17 protein-coding genes are annotated in these 17014 nt (G+C 69.9%); 9 read left to right on the top strand and 8 right to left on the bottom strand.

What is annotated here, in order from left to right:
* Positions 1 to 67: 67 nt before the first annotated feature.
* Together MYL53_RS13920 and hemE are read right to left on the bottom strand one after the other, a co-directional pair.
* On the bottom strand, positions 68 to 451 hold the full coding sequence (locus MYL53_RS13920; protein ID WP_247854544.1) for a VanZ family protein: 384 nt from the start codon (positions 449 to 451) through the stop codon (positions 68 to 70).
* On the bottom strand, positions 444 to 1520 hold the full coding sequence (gene hemE, locus MYL53_RS13915) for a uroporphyrinogen decarboxylase (RefSeq protein WP_247854543.1): 1077 nt from the start codon (positions 1518 to 1520) through the stop codon (positions 444 to 446). The genes MYL53_RS13920 and hemE overlap by 8 nt, the downstream gene beginning before the upstream one ends.
* Before the next feature lie 138 nt (positions 1521 to 1658).
* Between hemE and ribA the strand changes: the two genes are divergently transcribed.
* From ribA to MYL53_RS13900, 3 genes are all read left to right on the top strand, one after another.
* Entirely contained in the window at positions 1659 to 2294 is a 636-nt protein-coding gene (gene ribA, locus MYL53_RS13910; RefSeq protein ID WP_247854542.1) for a GTP cyclohydrolase II, read from the top strand.
* A 72-nt stretch (positions 2295 to 2366) separates the two neighbouring features.
* Complete coding sequence (gene trhA / locus MYL53_RS13905; protein WP_247854541.1) at positions 2367 to 3029, top strand: PAQR family membrane homeostasis protein TrhA; 663 nt, start codon at positions 2367 to 2369, stop codon at positions 3027 to 3029.
* Positions 3030 to 3241: 212 nt separating this feature from the next.
* Positions 3242 to 3529 carry a hypothetical protein gene (locus MYL53_RS13900; RefSeq protein WP_247854540.1) on the top strand — a complete coding sequence of 96 codons (288 nt, stop codon included), beginning with the start codon at positions 3242 to 3244 and terminating at the stop codon, positions 3527 to 3529.
* Positions 3530 to 3655: 126 nt separating this feature from the next.
* On the opposite strand, the gene MYL53_RS13895 is transcribed toward MYL53_RS13900, so the two are convergent.
* Positions 3656 to 5041 carry a heavy metal sensor histidine kinase gene (locus MYL53_RS13895; RefSeq protein WP_247854539.1) on the bottom strand — a complete coding sequence of 462 codons (1386 nt, stop codon included), beginning with the start codon at positions 5039 to 5041 and terminating at the stop codon, positions 3656 to 3658.
* Entirely contained in the window at positions 5041 to 5712 is a 672-nt protein-coding gene (locus MYL53_RS13890) for a heavy metal response regulator transcription factor (RefSeq protein WP_247854538.1), read from the bottom strand. The genes MYL53_RS13895 and MYL53_RS13890 overlap by 1 nt, the downstream gene beginning before the upstream one ends.
* A 141-nt stretch (positions 5713 to 5853) precedes the next feature.
* Here MYL53_RS13890 and uraH point away from each other — a divergent pair, with 141 nt between their 5' ends.
* Entirely contained in the window at positions 5854 to 6261 is a 408-nt protein-coding gene (uraH, locus tag MYL53_RS13885) for a hydroxyisourate hydrolase (RefSeq protein WP_247854537.1), read from the top strand.
* An 80-nt stretch (positions 6262 to 6341) separates the two neighbouring features.
* On the opposite strand, the gene djlA is transcribed toward uraH, so the two are convergent.
* The 4 genes from djlA to xseB are packed head-to-tail and all read right to left on the bottom strand — an operon-like array spanning position 6342 to position 10252.
* Positions 6342 to 7109, bottom strand: a complete 768-nt coding sequence (gene djlA / locus MYL53_RS13880) for a co-chaperone DjlA (RefSeq protein WP_247854536.1) — start codon at positions 7107 to 7109, stop codon at positions 6342 to 6344.
* On the bottom strand, positions 7106 to 9064 hold the full coding sequence (gene dxs, locus MYL53_RS13875; protein WP_247854535.1) for a 1-deoxy-D-xylulose-5-phosphate synthase: 1959 nt from the start codon (positions 9062 to 9064) through the stop codon (positions 7106 to 7108). Before dxs ends, djlA begins: the two co-directional genes overlap by 4 nt.
* Positions 9065 to 9099: 35 nt before the next feature.
* Positions 9100 to 9987, bottom strand: coding sequence for a (2E,6E)-farnesyl diphosphate synthase (ispA, locus tag MYL53_RS13870; RefSeq protein WP_247854534.1), 888 nt, complete (start codon positions 9985 to 9987; stop codon positions 9100 to 9102).
* On the bottom strand, positions 9974 to 10252 hold the full coding sequence (gene xseB, locus MYL53_RS13865; protein ID WP_247854533.1) for an exodeoxyribonuclease VII small subunit: 279 nt from the start codon (positions 10250 to 10252) through the stop codon (positions 9974 to 9976). Before xseB ends, ispA begins: the two co-directional genes overlap by 14 nt.
* A 286-nt stretch (positions 10253 to 10538) precedes the next feature.
* On the opposite strand from xseB, the gene serA reads away from it, so the two are divergent.
* From serA to MYL53_RS13840, 5 genes are all read left to right on the top strand, one after another.
* A complete protein-coding gene (gene serA / locus MYL53_RS13860) occupies positions 10539 to 11789 on the top strand; it encodes a phosphoglycerate dehydrogenase (protein ID WP_247854532.1) in 1251 nt (416 codons plus the stop codon).
* 155 nt (positions 11790 to 11944) lie between these two features.
* Positions 11945 to 12925, top strand: coding sequence for an oxygen-dependent tRNA uridine(34) hydroxylase TrhO (gene trhO / locus MYL53_RS13855; RefSeq protein ID WP_247854531.1), 981 nt, complete (start codon positions 11945 to 11947; stop codon positions 12923 to 12925).
* Positions 12926 to 13212: 287 nt separating this feature from the next.
* The gene (locus MYL53_RS13850; protein WP_247854530.1) at positions 13213 to 14562 is read left to right on the top strand and encodes an 8-oxoguanine deaminase; all 1350 of its coding nucleotides are present in this window, start codon (positions 13213 to 13215) and stop codon (positions 14560 to 14562) included.
* A gap of 74 nt (positions 14563 to 14636) precedes the next feature.
* Positions 14637 to 15983, top strand: coding sequence for a uracil-xanthine permease family protein (locus MYL53_RS13845; RefSeq protein WP_247854529.1), 1347 nt, complete (start codon positions 14637 to 14639; stop codon positions 15981 to 15983).
* A 190-nt stretch (positions 15984 to 16173) separates the two neighbouring features.
* Entirely contained in the window at positions 16174 to 17010 is an 837-nt protein-coding gene (locus MYL53_RS13840; RefSeq protein WP_247854528.1) for an IclR family transcriptional regulator, read from the top strand.
* Positions 17011 to 17014: the final 4 nt, after the last annotated feature.

Raw genomic sequence — 17014 nt, 5'->3', positions numbered from 1 at the left:
GATAGTGGTGACGCCTGGGAAAATCGGGCCGCCGGCGCGGCGGCGGGCGCAAGATAGCCCAGGACGGCTAGCGAAGAAAGCCCCGCCGCAGCCCGTGGAGCGCCAGCACCGCACAGCCCGCGCCCAGAGCGTTGGCCAGGATGTCGGCGGGATCGCCGCCGAAGCGGCCGGGCACCGCGATCTGGGCGAACTCGATCGCCACGCCAAACAGCGCGGCCGCGACGAAGGCCAGCGGCAGACGCAGCCCGGCCAGCCCGCTCAGCCCGGCGATGGCGGCGTAGCCGAGGAAGTGGTTGAGCTTGTCCCAGGGCAGCGACTCGGGTAGCTCGTCGCCCGGCATCAGGCTGCCCCAGGCCACCGTCAGCGCCGCGGCCAGGGCCAGCGCGGCCCACAGGCGGCGCCGATCGTGCCAGCGCCGCAGCAGGTCAGTGAGCCGAGCCGGCTCAGTCATGGGCGATGCGCCGATGATAGGCCGGGCTCAGCTCGTGCAGCGCCTCGAGGAAAGCGGTGACGTGGTCCGGGTCGGTGAACTGGCTGATGCCGTGACCGAGGTTGAACACGTGGCCGGCGCCCTCGCCGTAGCTGTCGAGGATGCGCGCCACCTCGGCGCGGATCGCCGACGGCCGCGAGAACAGCACGTTCGGGTCCAGATTGCCCTGCAGCGCGACGCGATGGCCGACCCGCGCCCGGGCGTCGGAGAGCTCGGTGCTCCAGTCCAGTCCCAGGGCATCGGCGCCGGAGGCCGACATCTCCTCGAGCCACTGGCCGCCGTTCTTGGTGAACAGGATCACCGGCACCCGGCGGCCCTCGTGCTCGCGGATCAGCCCGGCGACGATCTGCTCCATGTAGCGCAGCGAGAACTCCAGGTAGGCCGGCGTCGAGAGCGCCCCGCCCCAGGTGTCGAAGATCTGCACCACCTGAGCACCGGCGCGGATCTGGGCGTTGAGATAGTCGGTGACCGCATGGGCCAGGGTGTCGAGCAGCCGGTGCATGGTGTCCGGCGTATCGTAGAGCATCGCCTTGACGTGGCGGAAGTCCTTGCTCGAGGCGCCCTCGACCATGTAGGTGGCCAGCGTCCAGGGGCTGCCGGAGAAGCCGATCAGCGGCACCCGGCCGTTAAGCTCGCGGCGAATGGTCGAGACGGCGTTCATCACGTAGTCGAGGTCGCGCTCGGCGTCGGGCACGCTGAGGGCATCGACCGCCTCGGCGGTGCGCACCGGCTTGCGGAACTTGGGCCCCTCGCCGGTCTCGAAGTACAGCCCCAGGCCCATGGCGTCGGGGATGGTGAGGATGTCCGAGAACAGGATGGCGGCATCCAGCGGGTAGCGCTCCAGCGGCTGCAGGGTGACCTCGCAGGCGCGATCGCGGTCGCGACACAGGTCCATGAAGCTGCCGGCCTGGGCGCGCACCTCGCGGTATTCCGGCAGGTAGCGCCCGGCCTGGCGCATCATCCACACCGGGGTGCGGTCCACGGGCTGCCGCGCCAGGGCGCGCAGAAGGCGATCGTTCTTGAGTTCCATGCGGGCGCTCGTCCACGGGAAATGTGGGCCACATTGTAACCCATCGGCACCGCACGGGCTGCTCGTGAGGCCCGCATCGTCCTGATAGAATGCGGCCATATCCATCGGCCACGCCATGGTCATGCATCGAGGTACATCGTGACGATTCGCTACATCGCCGCCTCCCGGCTGCCCACTCCCTGGGCCACCTTCACCATGCACGGCTTCGAGGACGAGGCTACCGGCAAGGATCACATCGCCCTGACCCTGGGCCAGGTCGACGACGGCGCGCCGGTGCTGGGCCGCGTGCACTCCGAATGCCTGACCGGCGACGCCCTGTTCTCGATGCGCTGCGACTGCGGCTACCAGCTGCAGGAAGCGCTCAAGCGCATCGCCGCCGAGGGCCGCGGCGTGCTGCTCTACCTGCGCCAGGAGGGCCGCGGCATCGGCCTGCTCAACAAGATCCGTGCCTATCACCTGCAGGACCAGGGCGCCGATACCGTGGAGGCCAACGAGCAGCTCGGCTTCGCCGCCGACCTGCGCCGCTACGACCTCTGCCTGCCGATGCTCGACCATCTGGGCATCGGCGCGCTCAAGCTGATGACCAACAATCCGCGCAAGGTCGACGCCCTGACCCAGGTCGGCGTCGAGGTCAGCGAGCGGGTGGGCCTGACCACCGGCCTCAACCCGCACAACGAGCATTACCTCTCCACCAAGGCCGGCAAGCTCGGCCACATGATGGCACTGGGCGACTTCACCCAGGCCGGCGACGTGGATATAGAACGCAAATCCTGATCCTCACCGCCCGGCCCTGACGGGAACCTCCGCTTCGACGCCGCCGTCGAAGGACAAACGGAGGAACCCTTCATGCCCAGACCCTCGCCCCGCGACGATCCCGGCTATTCGCTCCTCGAGGAGCTGCTGCACAGCGTCAGCCACGGCGTGGGGGCGCTGCTGAGCGTGGTCGGGCTGGTGGCGCTGATCGCGCTGGGCAGCCGCGACGGCCCCGGCAAGCTCACCGCCGTCTCGCTCTACGGCACCACCCTGGTGCTGCTCTACACCGCCTCCACCCTCTACCACGGCACGCGCCATCCCGGCCTCAAGCGCGCCTTCCGGATGCTCGATCACTGCGCGATCTACGCCCTGATCGCCGGCACCTATACGCCCTTCCTGATGGTCAACCTGCGCGACTCCCTGGGCGAACCGCTGCTGGCGGTGATCTGGACCCTGGCCGTGGCCGGCATCGCGCTGAAGCTGGCCCGCCCCTTCGCACTGGGCGGCCTGCACCTGGGCAACTATCTGCTGATGGGCTGGCTGATCGTGCTCGCGGCCGGCGAATTCTCGAGCGTCTTCACGCCTACCGGTCTCACGCTGCTGGTCGCCGGCGGCCTGACCTACTCGCTGGGCCTGGTGTTCTTCATGGTCCAGGCAATTCCCTTCAACCATGCGGCCTGGCACCTGTGCGTGATGGGTGGCAGCGCCTGCCACTACGCCGCCGTGATCACCGACGTGCTGCCCTACTCAGGCTGAGCGTCTTCCTGCCGGCCCCTTTCCCCCGATTCGCCCGCGTTCTCTCGCTGACATTTTCTCTCGCCGACATTGAGATAGGCCGACTTTATCGGCGCTATAACTAACTGTGACTTTGTTTACATTTAGCGTGCTACTATTATTCTCCACATCGAAAGGCGCAGGACACATCAGACGCCTTCGCCACGCACCGAATGACCGAGAGGAGACACCTCATGAAGACCAAGATGATCGCCGCCAGCCTGCTGCTCGCCGCCCTGCCCCTCGCCGCCCAGGCCGACAACGCCGCCGAGCGCGCCCTGCTGCTCAACCAGGAGCCGTTGTCCACCGCGACCGCGCAGAGCGCCGCAGCGCAGGACGCCAGCCAGGAAGACGTCGTCGCCACCTGGGGCGCCAGCGAGGCCATGGCCCAGGCACGCCTGCGGCTGAACGCCCAGCAGCAGACCCGCATCGCCGCCAGCGACTATGCCGACGAACTGGCCCGCCAGGCCACTCAGGGCTGAGGAAGGAACCCCGCCCCGGCAGCCCGCCGCTCGCCTTATCGCGACCGCATCCCGGCGTCCCCATGCAGGAAGCCCCCGACCGAGGTCGGGGGCTTCTTTACGTTGGCGCATGCCGCCAGGCACGGATCAGGCAGCAGCGCGGCCACCACCGCCGTCCGCCGGCAGACGCAGCCAGAAGACGGTAGCGGCCGCGTCGCTTTCGCACCACGCCGTCCCGCCGTGCAGCTGCGCCACGGAACGCACGATGGCCAGCCCCAGGCCGCCGGTGCCCGCCGGCCGAGAACGCGACGGATCGCCGCGATAGAAGCGCTCGAAGAGCCGCTCCCGCTCCGCGCCGGGAATCGGCGCCCCGTGGCTGATCACGCCGATGCGCCGCCATCCCGCCTCCGACGGCGATACCAGGCGGATCTCGGTGCCGCCGTCGCCATGACGCAGCGCGTTGTCGATGAGGTTGGCGAGCGCCCGCCGCAGCAGGTCGGGATTGGCCGTCACCCGCCCCGCCGTGTCGTTGATCAGCGCTCGCCCATCGTCCTCGGCCATGCCCTCGAAGTAGTCGCACAGCGGCTCGACGAACGACCGCAGGTCGATCGTCTCGCGCGGCAGCGTCCGCGCCGGCTGCTCGGTGCGCGCCAGGAACAGCATGGTCTCGATCATGCGCGACAGCCGCTCGTATTCCTCGACGTGGGAGCCCAGCAGCTGGCGGTACTCCTCCGGCACGCGCTCCCGCTGCAGGGCCTGCTGGGTCGCCCCCAGCAGGTTGCCCAGCGGCGTGCGCATCTCGTGGGCCAGATCCTCCGAAAAGCGCGACAGCTGGGCGAAGCCCTCCTCCAGGCGCGCCAGCATCTGGTTGAGTGCGCGGCTCAGCTCGCGCAGCTCCGCCGTCTCGTCGCTGGCCTCCAGCCGCCGATGCAGATGCGCCACGTCGATGGTGCGCGCCCGGCGGGCCAGCCGCCTGACCGGGCGCAGCCCGCGCCGGGCGACGCCCCAGCCCAGTGCCAGGGCCAGCACCGCGCCGGCCCCCATGGCCAGCCACAGCCGCAGCCGATAGGCGGCCAGCATGCGTTCGCGCTCGTCGAGGGTCTTGCCGGCCACCAGGGTCAAACGCCGCCCGTCATGCTCGACGCTGCGCCAGGCCAGCCGCGTCGATGCGACGGCGGGATGCTCGCCGAGCCGCCCCTCCGGTGCCGGCGGCAGCACGGGCACCGGCAGGCCCGGCGGATTGACCTCGATCAGCGGCGCGCCGCGGGCGTCGAGTATCCACAGCAGGCTCTCGCGGTTGCCCAGCATGTTGGCGTAGAGCAGCGGCCGACGGCGCAGCGCCGCGATGCTCTCGCCGTCGTCCAGCAGCGCCCCCATGCGCTCGAGGCGGCCCTGCAGCATCCGGTCGTCGCGCCAGGTGAGCTGCTCTCCCAGGGCATGGTAGAGATAGGCGCCGAGGCCGCCGAGCAGCACCAGGATCACCAGGGCGAAGAGCAGCGACAGCCGCAGCGACAGGGAGGCCGGCACGCGCATCAGGGACGCTCCTCCAGCACGTAGCCCATGCCGCGCTCGGTGTGGATCAGCCGGCGCGGAAAGGGATCGTCCACCTTGGCCCGCAGCCGCCGCACGGCCACCTCGACCACGTTGGTGTCGCTGTCGAAGTTCATTCCCCACACCTCGGCGGCGATCAGGGTCCGCGACAGCACCTCGCCCTCGCGCTCGAGCAGCAGCTGCAGCAGCGCGAACTCCTGGTTAGTTAGCGACAGCCGCGTCTCGCCCCGCGTCACCCGCCGCTTCAGCACGTCCATGTGCAGGTCGGCCACCCGGAAGCGCTCCCGCTCGCGGGGCGGGCCACGGCGCAGCAGGGTCCGCACCCGGGCCAGCAGCTCGACGAAGGAGAACGGCTTGACCAGGTAGTCGTCGGCGCCCAGCTCCAGCCCCTTGACCCGATACTCCACGGCGTCCCGTGCGGTCAGGAACAGCACCGGCACTTGGCTGCGGCGCCGGATCAGGCGCAGCAGCTCCCAGCCGTCCAGGCCCGGCAGCATGACGTCGAGGATGATCAGGTCGAAGTCGGCCTCCTCGATCAGGTGCCGGCCGTCCAGCCCGTCCCGGGCCACCTCGATCCGATAGCCGGCCTCGCCCAGCCCCCGAGCCAGATAGTCGGCGGTCTTGCTCTCGTCCTCCACCAGCAGGATGCGCATGCGTCGGGCCCTCGTGAAATATCGCCACAGGCTAGCCCGACGCGCGCGGGCTGCCCATTACAAAGTCGTCATCTAGGCGTCAGGGAAGCGACGGCGAGGCGCTGTCAGGCTGGCGTCTCCATCCCCACAGGAGATTCTCCCATGCGTCTTTCCCGAACGCTGATCGCCACCCTCGGCCTGTGTGCCGCCGTCCCGGCTCTGGCCGCCGACAACCCGCTGAGCGTGCACGTGCTCGATATCCAGTCCGGCCAGCCGTCGTCGGGCGTCGAGGTCCAGCTCGAGAAGCGCACCGAGAGCGGCTGGGAGACCCTGGCCACCGGCACCACCGCCGAGTCGGGCCGCATCTCGGCGCTCTATCCCGACGACCGGCCCTTCACGCCGGGCGTCTATCGCGTGACCTTCGAGACCGGCGACTGGTTCGCCGACCACGACGCCAAGACCTTCTTCCCCGAGATCCCGGTGCCCTTCGAGGTGACCGACGCCTCCCAGCACTACCACATCCCGCTGCTGCTGAGCCCCTACGGCTACTCCACCTACCGCGGCAGCTGAAGCGGCGCCGGCCCCGAACGCAAGAAGCCCCCGACCGAGGTCGAGGGCTTCTTTGCGTTGGCGCATGCTACCAGGCGCAATCAGGCGGCGGCGCGGGCCTTGCGGATGCGCTCGTAGGCGTTGCCGATCTCGCTGGTACGCTCCTTGGCCACCTCGCGCATGCTCTCCGGCATGCCCTTGGCGGCGAGCTTGTCGGGGTGGTTCTCGCTCATCAGCCGGCGATAGGCCTTCTTGATCTCGGCGTCGCTGGCATCGGACGACACCCCCAGCACGCCGTAGGCCTCTTCGAGGGACGGGCCGGACTCGGCCGCCGCGCCGGCGCCACCGCCGCCGCGCAGCATCGCCTCGATGCGGGCGATCTCGGCCTCGGAGCAGCCAAGGCCGCGCATCACCCGCATCAGCATCTCGTGCTCGGCGGGGTGCAGCTGGCCGTCGGCGGCGATCGCCGCCAGCTGCACCTGCAGGAACACCTGGCGCAGCGCCGGCTGGGCGCCGACGATCTGGCGCACCTTGGCCAGCTCGGCGTCGAGGTCGAAATCGGCGCTCTTGCCGCGGGTGAAGTCGGCCCGGGCCTTGGCGCGCTGCTGCTCGTTGAGCCGCAGGCGATCCCATAGCGTGCGCGAGGCCTCGAGCTCGTCCTCGGAGACCCGCCCGTCGGCCTTGCACAGGCAGCCCATGACCGCGAAGGTCGATTCGAGGAACTGCGCCTGCACCCCGGCCAGCTTGCCGAGCATGCTCTTGCGCAGGCGGCGCGCCAGCCAGTAGCCCAGGCCGCCGCCGACCAGCAGCCCGATGGGGCCGCCGACCAGGAAGCCCAGCAGGGCGCCAATGAATACCATCATTCTCATGGAGTCTCTCCCGATTCGGTGGCCTCGCCCGCCAGCCGGCGGCGGATCGCCGCCTCGATGCCGTCGGCGTCGAGGCCGCACTCGGCCAGCAGCTCGGCGGGCTTGCCGTGTTCGACGAAGGCGTCGGGCAGGCCCAGGTTGAGCACCGCGCCGCGGTGGCCCGCCGCCATCAGCGCCTCGTTGACGCCGCTGCCGGCGCCGCCGGCGACCACGTTTTCTTCCAGGGTCACCAGCAGGTCGTGCTCGGCGGCGGCGGCCAGCACCGCGTCGCGGTCCAGCGGCTTCACCGAGCGCATGTTCAGGTGGGTGGCGTCGAGCCGCTCGGCCACCTCGGCGGCCGGGCCGTTGAGGCTGCCGAAGGCCAGCAGGGCGACCTTAGGCTCCTCGCCGCCGGCGCGCCGCCGGGTCTGGGCCTGGCCGATGGCCAGCGGCTCCAGGTGCGCGGGAATCTCGCTGCCTGGGCCGGTGCCGCGCGGATAGCGGACCGCGGCGGGGCCGGCATGATGATAGGCGGCGCTGAGCATGGCCCGGCACTCGGCCTCGTCGGCCGGCGCCAGCACCACCAGGCCCGGCACGCAGCGCAGGAAGGACAGGTCCATGGCGCCGTGGTGGGTCGGGCCGTCCTCGCCGACCAGGCCGGCGCGGTCGATGGCGAAGGTCACGTCCAGCTCCTGCACCGCCACGTCGTGGATCAGCTGGTCGTAGCCGCGCTGCAGGAAGGTGGAGTAGATCGCCACCACCGGCTTCATGGCCTCGCAGGCCATGCCGGCGGCCAGCGTCACCGCGTGCTGCTCGGCGATCGCCACGTCGAAGTAGCGCTGCGGGTATTCCTGGGAGAAGCGGATCAGGTCCGATCCCTCGCGCATCGCCGGGGTGATGCCGATCAGCCGCTCGTCCGCCGCCGCCATGTCGCACAGCCAGTCGCCGAAGACGTTGCAGTACTTTCTAGGCTTCGGCTTGGGTGAGGGCGCGGGGGTCGGCTCGAGCGGCGGCGGGGTGTCCTTCTTCTGCGGCTCGCCCTTCTCCAGCTTGGTGATCGCGTGGTAGCCGATGGGGTCGGCCTCGGCGGGCAGGAAGCCGCGCCCCTTGCGGGTCTTCACGTGCAGGAACTGCGGGCCGTCCATGTCACGCATGTTGCGCAGGGTGTGGACCAGCGCCGGCAGGTCGTGGCCGTCGATGGGGCCGATGTAGTTGAAGCCCATCTCCTCGAACAGCGTGGCCGGGCTGACCATGCCCTTCATGTGCTCCTCGGTGCGCCGCGCCAGCTCCAGGGCGCCGGGCAGGTGCGAGAGCACCTTCTTGCCGCCCTCGCGCATGCTGGTGTAGGGCTTGCTGGCGAGGATGCGCGCCAGATAGCTGGCCAGGCCGCCGACGTTCTCGGAGATCGACATCTCGTTGTCGTTGAGCACCACCAGCAGGTTGGCGTCGACGTGACCGGCGTGGGCCAGGGCCTCGAAGGCCATGCCCGCGGTCAGGGCGCCGTCGCCGATCACCGCGCAGGCGCGGCGGTGCTCGCCGCGGGTGCGGGCGGCCAGCGCCATGCCCAGCGCCGCGGAGATAGAGGTGCTGGAGTGGCCGACGCCGAAGGTGTCGTACTCGGACTCGGCGCGCCGCGGGAAGGCGGCCAGGCCGCCGTACTGGCGGATGCCGGTCATGGCCTCGCGGCGCCCGGTGAGGATCTTGTGCGGATAGGCCTGGTGGCCGACGTCCCACACCAGGCGATCGTGGGGCGTTTCCAGGGCGTGATGCAGCGCCACGGTGAGCTCCACGACACCAAGACCGGCGCCGAAGTGCCCGCCGGAGACGCCCACGCTGTAGAGCAGGTAGGCGCGCAGTTCGTCGGCCACCTGGGCGAGCTGGGCATCGTCCATGGCACGCAGGGCGGCCGGCGTTTCCAGGGTGTCGAGCAGCGGCGTGGCCGGACGCTCGCGCGGAATGTCATCGAACAGCTTCATGAAGACTCTATCTGTCAGGGCGGCCGGGGGCCGCCTCAGTGGTCACGCTCGATCATGTATCGGGCCAGTTCGGCCAGGGGCGCGGCGGCCTCGCCCAGCGGCGCCAGCGCCGCCACGCCCTCCTCGACCAGCTCGACGGCCCGGGCCCGCGCACCCTCCAGGCCCAGCAAGCTCGGATAGGTCGGCTTGTCGCGGGCGGCGTCGGCGCCGGAGGCCTTGCCCAGCGTGGCGGTGTCGCCGGTGACGTCGAGCACGTCGTCGTGCACCTGGAAGGCCAGGCCGATGGCTTCGGCGTAGCATTCCAGGGCGGCCAGCCGCGGGTCGCTCTCGGCCACCGCGACCAGGCCACCCAGGCGCACCGCGGCGCGGATCAGCGCGCCGGTCTTGTGGCGATGCATGGTGGCCAGCGCGCTGACGTCAGGGTGGCCGCCCACCGCGGCGAGGTCCAGCGCCTGGCCGGCGACCATGCCGTCGCGGCCGGCGGCGTGGGCCAGGGTGGCGATCATCGCCGGCAGCCGCGGGTGAGCGGTCTCGGCCAGCACCTCGAAGGCCAGCGCCTGCAGGGCGTCGCCGGCGAGGATCGCCGTGGCCTCGTCATAGGCGCGATGCACCGTGGGCTGGCCGCGGCGCAGGTCGTCGTCGTCCATCGCCGGCAGGTCGTCGTGGACCAGCGAGTAGGCGTGGATCAGCTCCAGCGCCGCGGCCGGGGCGTCCAGCTCGGCATCGGCCGCGCCCAGGGCGCGGCCGGCGGCATACACCAGCACCGGCCGCAGCCGCTTGCCGCCGACCAGCACGCCGTGGCGCATCGCCGCCTCGAGGCGCGCGTCGGCGACCGTCGAGCGCGAGAAGAGCGTCTCCAGGCGGGCATCGGCCCGCGCGCGATCGGCGGCCAGTCGCGCCACCAGGCTGTCAGCGTTCACCATCGTCCTCCGCTGGCGGGGCGAAGGGCTGCAGATCGATGCCGCCGCCCTCGCCTTCGGTCAGGGTGCGCACCTTGAGTTCGGCCTCGTCGAGGCGGCGCTGGGCCTCGCGGGTCAGGCGCACGCCCTGCTCGAAGGCCTCGAGCGAGCCCTCGAGCGTCAGCTCGCCGGATTCCAGCCACTCCACCAGCGCCTCCAGGCGCTCGACGGTCGCGGCGAAGTCCGTCGGTGCGGCCTCACCCTCAGATTGGCTATGCGTTTCCGCCATGGCGTTCCTCGTTGGTCGCTCCCCCCATGAGGGCGACAGTATACACGCTCCCCCCCGGGGGTCGTCTGCCCCGGCCAACGGCGCGCTCGGGCCGCGCACCGCGGGGCTCATCATGCATGCGGCTCAAGTCGGCGACGCAGCATTTTCATCCTGGGATTTCCGCGCTGTGGTAGCATGAGCCACCTCATTTTCGAGCCGGCACCGGTTCAGGCCTCCGCCCTTTTCGAGGGCGTCGTCCCTCGCCTGAACGGCATGCGGCGCGCACCGTAGAAGGGTTGATTCGACCATGGCCAAGACGTCCCTGGACAAGAGCAAGATCAAGATTCTGCTGCTCGAGGGCATCCACCAGAGCGCGGTGGACCACTTCCTCAATGCCGGGTACACCAACATCGAGCACCTGCCGACCTCGCTGGACGAGGAGACGCTGATCGAGAAGATCCGCGACGTCCACTTCATCGGCCTCCGCTCGCGCACCCAGCTCAACGAGCGCGTGTTCAACGCCGCCGAGAAGCTGGTGGCCGTGGGCTGCTTCTGCATCGGCACCAACCAGGTCGACCTCGACGCGGCCCTGGTGCGCGGCATCCCGGTATTCAACGCGCCCTACTCCAACACCCGCTCGGTGGCCGAGCTGGTGCTGGCCGAATCGATCATGCTGCTGCGCGGCATCCCCGAGAAGAGCACCCGCGCCCACCAGGGCGGCTGGCTGAAGTCGGCCAAGAACGCCCACGAGGCCCGCGGCAAGACGCTGGGCATCGTCGGCTACGGCAGCATCGGCGCCCAGCTCTCGGTGCTCTCCGAGTCGCTCGGCTTCGACGTCATCTACTACGACGTGGTGACCAAGCTCGGCATGGGCAACGCCCGCCAGGTGGGCAGCCTCGAGGAACTGCTGGCCCGCGCCGACATCGTCAGCCTGCACGTGCCGGACCTGCCCTCCACCCGCTGGATGATCGGCGAGGAGCAGATCGCGCTGATGAAGCCGGGCAGCATCCTGATCAACGCCTCCCGCGGCAGCGTGGTGGTGATCGAGGCCCTGGCCGAGGCGCTCGAGGCCGGCCGCCTGAACGGCGCCGCCGTGGACGTCTTCCCGGTCGAGCCCAAGGGCAACAGCGAGGAGTTCGTCAGCCCGCTGCGCGGCATGGCCAACGTCATCCTCACCCCGCACATCGGCGGCTCCACCCTGGAAGCCCAGGAGAACATCGGCATCGAGGTCGCCGAGAAGCTGGTGACCTATTCCGACAACGGCACCACCATCACCTCGGTCAACTTCCCCGAGGTGGCGCTGCCGTCGCATCCGGGCAAGCATCGCCTGCTGCACATCCACGACAACGTGCCGGGCGTGATGTCCGAGATCAACAAGGTGCTGTCCGAGAACGATATCAACATCCTCGGCCAGTTCCTGCAGACCAACGAGCGCATCGGCTACGTGGTCATCGACGTCAACAAGGACTACGGTCAGAAGGCCCTGGAGGCGCTGAGCCAGGTCGCCCACACCAAGCGCGTACGGGTGCTCTACTCCGAGACCAGCTTCGAGGGCTGATCGCGCCGAAAGCCCGTCCCGCCCCGCTGACGACCCCGGCCCCGCGCCGGGGTCGTCGCGTCCGGGCCCGGGATGCGCACGCACCGGCGGCGGAGTAGAATGCCGCCACCCCAACCCGGTCCGTCCTTTGCGAGGACGACAACCAGGAGATCACCATGACCGCACCTCAGACCACGGGGGGCATCGTCGTTGCCGCCCTGTACAAGTTCGTCACCCTCGACGACTTCGAAGACCTGCGCGAGCCCCTGCGCCAGGCCATGCTCGAGCACGACGTGAAGGGCACCCTGCTGCTGGCCCATGAAGGCATCAACGGCACCGTGTCCGGCACCCGCGAGGGCATCGACGCCCTGCTGGCCTGGCTGGCCCGCGACCCGCGCCTGGCCGACGTCGATCACAAGGAATCCTACTGCGACGAGCATCCGTTCTACCGCACCAAGGTCAAGCTCAAGCGCGAGATCGTGACCATGGGCGTGGACGGCGTCGACCCCAACGAGACCGTCGGCACCTACGTCGATCCAGAGGAGTGGAACGCGGTGATCAACGATCCCGAGGTGCTGGTGATCGACACCCGCAACGACTACGAGGTCGCCATCGGCTCCTTCGAGGGCGCCGTCGACCCGCAGACCAAGTCGTTCCGCGAGTTCCCGGAGTACGTGAAGCAACACTACGACCCGAGCCGTCACAAGAAGGTGGCGATGTTCTGCACCGGTGGCATCCGCTGCGAGAAGGCCTCCAGCTTCATGCTCAACGAGGGCTTCGAGGAGGTCTTCCACCTCAAGGGCGGCATTCTCAACTATCTGGAGAAGGTGCCCGAGGAAGATTCGATGTGGCGCGGCGACTGCTTCGTGTTCGACAACCGCGTGACCGTGCGCCACGACCTCAGCGAGGGCGAGTACGACCAGTGCCACGCCTGCCGCATGCCGATCTCCGCCGAAGACCAGCGGGCCGAGACCTACGAGCCCGGCGTCAGCTGCCCGCACTGCTTCGACTCGCTGCCGGAGAAGACCCGCGCCGCCGCCCGCGAGCGCCAGAAGCAGATCCGCCTGGCGAAGGAGCGCGGCGAGCCGCATCCGCTGGGCCGCGATCCGAGGCAGATGAAGGCTTCGACCCCGTCGGTCGCCGACGACGCGAACTGAGCCGACACGGCGCCCGAGCGTCATACGTTCTGTCCCGCCACCGCCGCGTTCTCGACGCGGCGGTTTTTTTGAGCGGCCGACAACACTCGGCCCCGTTAGACTTTCTTAGACTTTCGTCGTGATATTGAGCTCGACAGCACCCGCGTTTGTACACAATACTGTTCCGGTCTGCGACACAAGAAACGTACACAACAACAAAGGCACCTGAACCAAGACCGCAGCGCCAGGCAGCGTCTGGCGACGCTTGGGTAACCCTTTGTTGTCCACCGCACCCTCGGGAGGACAACATGACCGCCAATGCCCGGACCCTGTGGATCCGCCACCCCCGCGCCTGCAGCGATCCCGCCGCCGCCGGCGGGGTGGTGATCCGCGACGATCGCATCATCGAGGCCGTGCCGGCGGGCGCCACGCCCGCCACGCCGATCGATGCCAGCTTCGACGCCTCGCAGCACGTGCTGCTGCCCGGCCTGGTGAACACCCACCATCACTTCTACCAGACCCTGACCCGCGCCTATTCGCCGGCGCTGAACAAGGAGCTTTTCCCCTGGCTGACGACGCTCTACGACGTCTGGGCCCACCTCACCGAGGACCAGCTGGAAGTCGCCAGCGAGCTGGCCATGGTCGAGCTGCTGATGAGCGGCTGCACCACCGTGGCCGACCATCACTACGTGTTCTCCGGCGCGCTGACGAACGCCATCGACGTCCAGGTGGCGACCGCCCACCGGCTCGGCGTGCGCGCCGCCCTGACCCGCGGCTCGATGAGCGTGGGCCGCGACGACGGCGGCCTGCCGCCGCAGTCGGTGGTGCAGGACGAGCGCACCATCCTCGATGAGAGCGCGCGGCTGATCGACGCCCATCACCAGCGCGGCGACGGCGCCATGACCACCATCGCCCTGGCGCCCTGCTCGCCGTTCTCGGTGAGCCGCGAGCTGATGCAGGAGAGCGCGCGGCTGGCCGAGGCGAAGGACGTGCGCCTGCACACCCACCTGGCCGAGACCGAGGACGAGACCGCCTACTGCGAGCGGCTGTTCGGGATGCGCCCGCTGGACTATCTGGAGGCCACCGGCTGGCTCTCGTCGCGCACCTGGCTGGCCCACGGCATCCACTTCGACGACGGCGAGATCGCCCGGCTCGGCGCCGCCGGCACCGGCATCGCCCACTGCCCGTCGTCGAACATGGTGCTGGGCTCGGGGCTGTGCCGCACCCTGGAGCTGGAGGCCGCCGGCTGCCCGGTGGGCCTGGCAGTGGACGGCTCGGCCTCCAACGACCATTCCAACCTCGCCGAGGAGATGCGCCAGGCGCTGCTGCTCGGCCGGCTGCGCTACGCGCCGAGCGAAGTCAGCCACGACGACGTGATCCGCTGGGCGACCCGCGGCTCGTCCGGCTGCCTGGGCCGCAACGACATCGGCGGCCTGGCGCCCGGTCAGCAGGCCGACCTGGCGCTGTTCCGCCTCGACGAGGCCCGCTTCTCCGGCGCCGAAAATCCCGTCGCCGCGCTGCTGCTGTGCGGCGCCCACCTCGCCGACCGGGTGATGGTCGCCGGGCAGTGGCGGGTGGACGAGGGCCGGCCGCTGGGCGTCGACCTCGACGAGCTGCTGGCCCGCCACGACCGCGCGGCCCGGGCGCTGAGGGCCTAGCGAACGACGATAGACAGGACACACCCAAGGTTTCATCCCGGTTTTCCAACAACGACAAACAGGAGAAAGCCACCATGTCGACCCCCGAGACCGCCACCGAGGCAGTAGCGCCCAAGGTGCGCAGCACTCATGACGTCAACGCCATGCCGCCCCTCGGGCGGGCCATCCCGCTGGGACTGCAACACGTGCTGGCGATGTTCGTCGGCAACGTCACCGTACCGATCATCATCGCCGGCGCCGCCGACCTGCCCGAGGACCAGACCGCCTTCATGATCCAGGCGGCGATGTTCGTGGCCGGCATCGCCACCCTGGTGCAGTCGCTGGGGCTGGGGCCGATCGGCGCCCGGCTGCCGATCGTCATGGGCACCAGCTTCGGCTTCGTGCCGGTGCTGATTCCGATCGCCGTGGGCATGGGCCTGCCAGCGGCGCTGGGGGCCGCCCTGTGCGGCGGCATCGCCATGGCCCTGGTGGGGCTGTTTCTGCCCTGGTTCCGCTTCCTGTTCCCACCGGTGGTCACCGGCAGCTTCGTGGTCATGCTCGGTACCCTGCTGATGCCGGTGGGCTTCGCCTATGCCGGCGGTGGCTTCGGCGCCGAGGACTTCGGGGCCCTGCACAACCTGCTGCTGGCGGCGCTGGTGCTGGTGGTGACCCTGGGTCTGCATCAGTACGGCCGCGGCATCTGGTCCGAGACCGCCCCGCTGGTCGGCCTGATCGTGGGCTACGTCACGGCCATGGGCTTCGGCCTGGTGGACTTCGGCCAGATCGCCACCGCCGACTGGGTCTCGCTGCCCATGCCGCTGACCATCGGCCTGGAGTTCCACCTGGCCGCCATAGTGCCGGTGGTGTTGCTGGCCATCGTGACCTGCGCCGAATCGATCGGTGACATCGTCGGCACCACCGCCGGCGGCATGGATCGCGAGCCGACCCACAAGGAGCTCTCCGGCGGGGTGATGGCCGACGGCCTGGCCAGCGTGTTCGCCGCCATCTTCAATGCCTTCCCGCAGATCAGCTTCAGCCAGAACGTCGGCATGGTGGCGCTGACCGGGGTGGTCAGCCGCTTCGTGGTGGCCATCGGCGGCGTGTTCCTGGTGCTGGCGGGGCTGCTGCCCAAGCTGGGCGGGCTGATTTCGAGCATCCCCAACGCGGTGCTGGGCGGCGCGGTGCTGATCATGTTCGGCATGATCGCCAGCGCCGGCATCAAGATGCTGTCCCACATCCCCTTCAATCGCCGCAACATGGTGATCATCGGCGTCTCGCTGTCGGCGGCCATCGGCCTGCCGGCCCAGGAAGGCCTCTACGCCGGGCTCTCCGACAACGTCCAGGCGATCATCGAGTCGGGACTGATCCCCGGCGCGCTGTGCGCCATCGTGCTCAACCTGGTGCTGCCCGGCCGCGACCGCGTGTTCCGCAACGACGTCTGACACGCGACGAGCCTGACCATCCCGCTCCGGCCAGCCCAACGGCTCCCCTCCCGGCCGCCTCGCCCGAGGCGGCCGTCTCGTCCGCCCCTTCAAGCCGGCAAGGTGGAAACCATTTCCGCTGGCAAGACAGCTCTCGCCCGACGCGGTATGCTGAACGACTACTCGAGCAGTCGCAGCAGGAGATCAGGCAGTGAGTGAAGGCAAGCGCAGAACGGCGGGACGCCCGGCAAGCGGCAAGGGCAGCGGCGGCCACAGCCAGTCCCTGGTGCGCGGACTCAACCTGCTGGAGCGCCTGGCGGGCAATCCCGGCGGCCTGGCGCTGTCCGAGATCGCCGAGCAGGCCGAGCTCGCGCCCTCCACCACCCACCGGCTGCTCCAGGCCCTGCAGAGCCAGGGCTTCATCACCCAGGACAACGAGCTCGGGCTGTGGAAGATCGACGTCAAGACCTTCCGCATCGGCAACAGCTTCCTCGAGGCCCGCGACTTCGTCGCCACCAGTCGGCCCTTCCTGCGCCGCCTGACCGCCCAGACCGGCGAGACCGCCAACCTCGGCGTGCGCGACGGCAGCACCGCGGTGTTCCTGGCCCAGACCGAATCGCCGCAGATGATGCGCATGATCACCCGCCTGGGCTCCCGGGCGCCGCTGCACGCCTCAGGCGTCGGCAAGGCGCTGATGGCCTGGCTGCCCGACGACGAGCTGGAGCGGGTGCTGGACGAGCGCGGCCTGGCGCGGGTGACGGTCAACACCCTCCACGACCCGGTGACGCTACGCGAGAGCCTGGCCGAGATTCGCCGCCAGGGCTACGCCTGCGACCGCGAGGAACACGCCATCGGCCTGCAGTGCGTGGCCGCCTGCATCCACGACGAGCAGGGCACCCCGCTGGCCGCCATCTCGGTCTCCGGCCCCAAGGCGCGGATTCCCGAGGAGCGCCTGCCCGAGCTCGGCGCACAGATCCGCGAGGCCGCCGAGGAAATCACCGCCCGGCTAGGCGGCCGCATTCCCGCCGCCGACGAACTGCCCGCCTGATCGG

The sequence above is a fragment of the Halomonas getboli genome (assembly GCF_023094245.1).
In the GTDB taxonomy this organism is placed as follows: Bacteria; Pseudomonadota; Gammaproteobacteria; order Pseudomonadales; family Halomonadaceae; genus Halomonas; species Halomonas getboli.
The sequence above is the reverse complement of the archived record's forward strand: the minus strand, read 5'-3'. Positions and strand labels throughout refer to the sequence as shown.